The organism is Xanthomonas sp. SHU 308 (genome assembly GCF_000364645.1).
In the GTDB taxonomy this organism is placed as follows: domain Bacteria; phylum Pseudomonadota; class Gammaproteobacteria; order Xanthomonadales; family Xanthomonadaceae; genus Xanthomonas_A; species Xanthomonas_A sontii.
In genome coordinates, this window is sequence record NZ_AQOK01000804.1 from 1 (window position 1) to 4,315 (window position 4,315).

At 70.9% G+C, this 4,315-nt stretch carries 6 protein-coding genes; 5 read left to right on the top strand and 1 reads right to left on the bottom strand.

Annotated elements, in window-relative coordinates; translation table 11 throughout:
• A partial coding sequence (locus tag D588_RS0121180) for a DUF3011 domain-containing protein (RefSeq protein WP_017917417.1) occupies positions 1-736 on the bottom strand: 736 nt, incomplete at its 3' end.
• 157 nt (positions 737-893) lie between these two features.
• On the opposite strand from D588_RS0121180, the gene aspS reads away from it, so the two are divergent.
• The 5 genes from aspS to D588_RS0121205 form a co-directional block, all read left to right on the top strand.
• A complete protein-coding gene (aspS, locus tag D588_RS0121185; RefSeq protein ID WP_017917418.1) occupies positions 894-2,645 on the top strand; it encodes an aspartate--tRNA ligase in 1,752 nt (583 codons plus the stop codon).
• A gap of 33 nt (positions 2,646-2,678) precedes the next feature.
• On the top strand, positions 2,679-2,987 hold the full coding sequence (locus D588_RS0121190; RefSeq protein ID WP_017917419.1) for a hypothetical protein: 309 nt from the start codon (positions 2,679-2,681) through the stop codon (positions 2,985-2,987).
• A gap of 3 nt (positions 2,988-2,990) precedes the next feature.
• Entirely contained in the window at positions 2,991-3,509 is a 519-nt protein-coding gene (locus D588_RS0121195) for a GNAT family N-acetyltransferase (protein WP_017908982.1), read from the top strand.
• A gap of 97 nt (positions 3,510-3,606) precedes the next feature.
• Complete coding sequence (locus D588_RS0121200; protein ID WP_232764343.1) at positions 3,607-3,918, top strand: I78 family peptidase inhibitor; 312 nt, start codon at positions 3,607-3,609, stop codon at positions 3,916-3,918.
• Between the two features lie 7 nt (positions 3,919-3,925).
• On the top strand, positions 3,926-4,315 hold a 390-nt coding region (locus D588_RS0121205), incomplete at its 3' end, for an alpha/beta fold hydrolase (protein WP_017917422.1).

The window sequence follows — 4,315 nt, forward strand, 5'->3', positions numbered from 1 at the left end:
AGCCACCGCCGCCGCGGCCCTGGGCGAACTCGCCGCGACAACCGTCGTCGACCCACACCGCGCCGTCGCGCGAGCCCCAGGTGCGGCCCTCGATGCAGCGGGTGTCCGACAGCTGCCGCACCAGCATGGCGTTGCGCCAGCCGGTCGGGCAGATGCGCTGGCGCTGGTCCTGGCTCTCGCAGCGGACGGTGCCGGCCACGCCGCCACTGCCGCCGCCGTCGCCCCAGTTGCCGCCCCAATTGCCGCGACCTTCGACGAAGCGACCACGGCAGCCCTGGTCCACCCACACCACGCCGGGCGCCGAGCCCCAGGTGCGGCCTTCGATGCACGGCGAATCGGACAGGGTGCCGACCAGTCGCGCAGGCCCGCGAAACGGCGTGGCGCATTGCTGGCGACGGCGGTCGTTGCTGGAGCAGGCGACGGTGCGGCCGTCGAAGCCCGGTTCCTGCCGCCAGCCGCCGCCGCTGCCGCGCAGCGAGGTGGCGATGTCCTGCTGGATGTTGCCGAAGCCCCAGCCGCGGTCGATCTGGTCCAGATAGAACTCGAGCTGGTCGTCGGGGATCTGCCGCCCGCGCGACTGGTCGGCGTACTCGCGCTCGATCACCCGGACCCGGCCGGGGACCGACAGTTGCCGCAGGTCCTGCGGCGCGTAGGCGCGGGCGCTCTGGGCCGCGGCCGGGGCGCTGGCCAGGGCCAGCGCGGCGATCACCAGCCAGCCACCAAGGTGCTTCAACATGGGTTCTCTCCTCCCCGTGAATGGTGCGCGGACTATAGCCGCAGGCCAACTTAAGCCAGGATGAGTCATGCGCGATTTGCCCGGGCCGACGCGCCGCCGCAGAATACCGGGCTTGCCGGCGCCTTCTGCGCCGGGCGCCCCCTGTTTGGAGCTAGCGATGCGTACCCACTTCTGCGGCCTGGTCGACGAGACCCTGATCGGCCAAACCGTCACCCTGGCCGGCTGGACCGACGTGGCCCGCAACCTCGGCGGCGTGTGCTTCATCGACCTGCGCGACCACGAAGGCATCGTGCAGGTGATGGTGGAGCCGGAGAACGCGGAAGTGTTCAAGGTCGCCGCCAGCCTCGGCTACGAGGACGTGCTGCAGGTCGAGGGTGTGGTGCGCGCGCGGCATGCGGTCAACGACAAGCTGCGCAGCGGCAAGGTCGAGGTGATCGCCACCGCCATCACCGTGCTCAACAAGGCCGCGCCGCTGCCGTTCCACGCGCACGAGAACCCGGGCGAGGAAACCCGCCTGAAGTACCGGTATCTGGATCTGCGCCGCCCGGAGATGCAGCGCATGCAGCGCACCCGCATCAAGCTGGTGCAGGCGCTGCGCCGCTACCTGGACGAGCGCGGCTTCCAGGACATCGAGACGCCGATCCTGACCAAGGCCACCCCGGAAGGCGCGCGCGACTTCCTGGTGCCGGCGCGCATGCATCCGGGTGAGTTCTACGCGCTGCCGCAGTCGCCGCAGCTGTTCAAGCAGATCCTGATGGTGGCCGGCTTCGACCGCTACTACCAGATCGCGCGCTGCTTCCGCGACGAGGCGCTGCGTGCCGACCGCCAGCTCGAGTTCACCCAGCTCGACATGGAGTTCGCCTTCGTGCGCGAGCGCGACGTGCAGGACTTCGTCGAGGCGATGGTCCGCGCCATCTTCAAGGAGGTGGTCGACGTCGAGCTGGCCGCCGAATTCCCGCGCATGACCTGGGCCGAGGCCATGCGCCGCTATGGCTCTGACAAGCCGGACCTGCGCATCGCCCTGGAACTGACCGATGTCGCCGAGCTGGTCAAGGACAGCGACTTCGCGGTGTTCACTGCGGCGGCCGCCGACCCAGACGGCCGCGTCGCCGCGTTGCGCATTCCCGGTGGCGCCAGCCTCTCGCGCAAGCAGATCGACGAGTACGCCGCGCACGCCGCCAAGTACGGCGCCAAGGGCCTGGCCTACGTCAAGATCGCCGACAGCGGCGAGATCAGCTCGCCGATCCAGAAGTTCTTCGGCGAAGCCGCGTTCGCCGCGCTGCTCGCCCACGTCGGCGCCGGCAACGGCGACATCGTGTTCTTCGGCGCCGGCGCCTACGGCAAGGTCTCCGACTTCATGGGCGCGCTGCGCCTGAAGGCCGGCAAGGACTTCAACCTCGTCGCCGACGGCTGGCGGCCGCTGTGGGTCACCGATTTCCCGATGTTCGAATGGGACGAGGAGGCGCAGCGCTACGTCGCCCTGCATCATCCGTTCACCGCGCCGGCGGTGGACGACATCGCCGAACTGCGCACGCATGCCAAGACCGCGGTGTCGCGTGGCTACGACATGGTGCTCAACGGCAACGAGATCGGCGGCGGTTCGATCCGTATCCACCGCCCGGACATGCAGAGCGCGGTGTTCGAGCTGCTCGGCATCGGTGCCGAGGAAGCGCGCGCCAAGTTCGGCTTCCTGCTGGATGCGCTGAACTACGGCGCGCCGCCGCACGGCGGCATCGCCTTCGGCATCGACCGCATCGCCGCGCTGATGGCCGGCACCGAGTCGATCCGCGACGTGATCCCGTTCCCCAAGACCACCGGCGCGCAGGACCTGATGACCGACGCGCCGTCGCCGATCGCCGACGCGCAGCTGGCCGAAGTGCACGTGCAGGTGCGCCCGCAGGCGCAGTGACCCCTTTCTTCCAACCGTAGCGCAGGCCGACACATGAGCGAGACCGCATTCAATCTGGAGTGGGAAACCCTCGGCAACGAGGGCGCAGTGGAGGCCATCGTCACCCAGCGCGCGCGCGTGTTCGGCGGCTGGCTGGTGCGCGCCGGCAGCGGCGCCAACGCGCCGCTGGCGTTCGTGCCGGATCCGGAGGGCCGCTGGGACGGCGAGGACTTCGGCGAGGACGATTACGAGTACGAGGAAGACGACGAGGAAGAAGAGGACGAGGACGAGGAAGAAGGCGACGACGAGGACGAGGATGACGGCGAAGAGGCCGACGCCGACGCCGCGCACCCGGCGCGCTGAGCCGTGTTGATTCGCCGCGCCACGCCGGACGATGCCGCGGCGGTGACCCGCATCGCCACGGCCACCTTTTGCGAAACCTTCGGCCATCTGTATCCCGCGCAGGACCTGCAGGCCTTCCTCGACGAGGCCTATTCGCTGGAGCGCGCCCAGGTCGTGCTGGCGCATCCGGACTACGCGATCTGGCTGGTCGAGCACGACGGCGCGGTGGTCGGACACGCCGCGGCGGGCCCCTGTGGCCTGCCGCACGCCGAGGTGCGTCCCGGCGATGGCGAACTGAAGCGCCTGTACCTGCTGCGCGCCCACCAGAACGGCGGCTGGGGTGCCCGGCTGTTCGACACCGCCCTGGCCTGGCTGGAGCGCGACGGCCCGCGCACGCTGTGGCTCGGCGTGTGGTCGGAGAACCTGGGCGCGCAGCGTTTCTACGCGCGCTACGGCTTCGAGAAGGTCGGCACCTACGAATTCCCGGTGGGGCGGGTGCGCGATCTCGAATTCATCCTGCGCCGGCCGCCGCGCGCGGCCTGACGCCTGCCGCCGGACCTCGTCCGGGCATGCCGCGTCGACACAGCGGCAACGAGTGCGCGCTACAGTGCTGGCCTGTCCAGCTTGAGGAGAGCACGCCATGTTCCGACCGTGGATGGGAATCGCCGCCGTCGTGCCGCTGCTGGCCGCGTGCGCGCCACCGGCGTCGCTGCAGCCGGCCAGTGCCGGGCCGACGGTGCAGGGCGATGGCCGCTGCAACGTCGAGGCCGTGGCCTGGGCGGTGGGCCAGGAGGCCACCCAGGCGACCATGAGCCGGGTCTGGAAGGAGAGCGGAGCCGGCGTGGTGCGGCCGATCGCGCCGGGCCAGGCGGTGACCCGCGACCTGCGCCTGGATCGGCTCAACGTGTTCCTGGATGGCAGCAATCACATCTTTCGCACCACCTGCGGCTGAGTCGCCGATGGCCGCCGCGCCCCAGGTGCTGTTGCTGCACGGCATCTGGAACGCGCGGCCGTGGCTGCTGCCGCTGGCGCTGCGCCTGCGCCGCGAGGGCTGGCGCGTCGCCAGCTTCGGCTATTCGACCGCGTTCGGCGGCGCCGAGGCCGCGCTCCCACGGCTGCACGCCCGCATCGAACGTATGGCAACCACCGGTCCGGTGGCGCTGGTCGGTCATAGCCTCGGCGGCCTGATCGCCTTGCAGGCCTTGCGGGAGCTGCCCTCGCTGCCGGTGACCCGGGTGGTGTGCCTGGGCAGCCCGCTGGCCGGCAGTGCCGCCGCGCGCGCCCTGGCGCAACGGCGGCTCGGACTGGCGCTGGGCCGCAGCGCGGCGCTGTTGCAGCAGGGCGTGGCA